Annotated in this window: 1 pseudogene; it reads right to left on the bottom strand. The window is 28.3% G+C overall.

Annotation, left to right across the window (positions count from 1 at the left end):
- Positions 1–591 (bottom strand): annotated as a pseudogene (locus tag CLTEP_RS15645) (ISAs1 family transposase); the annotation flags it as partial.
- Positions 592–630: the final 39 nt, after the last annotated feature.

Below are 630 nucleotides of genomic sequence, written 5' to 3'. Positions count from 1 at the left end.
TTTTTTCATCAATTGTTCTTTCGGATTTAATCATAGCTATACTGCTTAAGTTTTTCCACTTATCCTTTTCATTTAACCATTCAATATTGTTTTCTATATAACATTCACGTTTTTCTATTCTTCCATGTCCTTTATCATAAGTAATATGATACTTATTTTCATTTTTTAGCTTATTTTTATCTTCTTTTAAAACAGTTTCTTGAAAATAAAGCTCTACATCATTATGTAAATTTTCATGATTCTTCTTAAGTGCTAAAACATAATCAGCTTCCTGTTTTACTATTGTTTTTGCTATATTTTTTGCGTACCCATGGCATCAATCGTAATTATACAATTTTTCAACTCAAGTAATTTAAGTAGCTCTGGAATTGCTGTTATCTCATTTGATTTTTCATCAACTTTAATTTGTCCTAGTGTTAAAGAATTTAGGTTTGACCAGGCACTAACTACATGAATTGGTTTCTTTTCATTTATTTTATCGTGTGTTCTTCTTAATGTTTTTCCATCTAATGCTACAATATCTTTGTCTATAAACTCACGTATACCATTGACCCAATCTATAAATGCCTTGTGGAACTCCTTAGGGTTTATATTTGAAAATACTCTTCCAAATGTATCATGTGAGGGTAT

This window comes from Clostridium tepidiprofundi DSM 19306 (assembly GCF_001594005.1).
Classification (GTDB): domain Bacteria; phylum Bacillota; class Clostridia; order Clostridiales; family Clostridiaceae; genus Clostridium_AC; species Clostridium_AC tepidiprofundi.
Note: the sequence above shows the minus strand (reverse complement) of the source record. Positions and strands in the feature narration are given on the sequence as shown.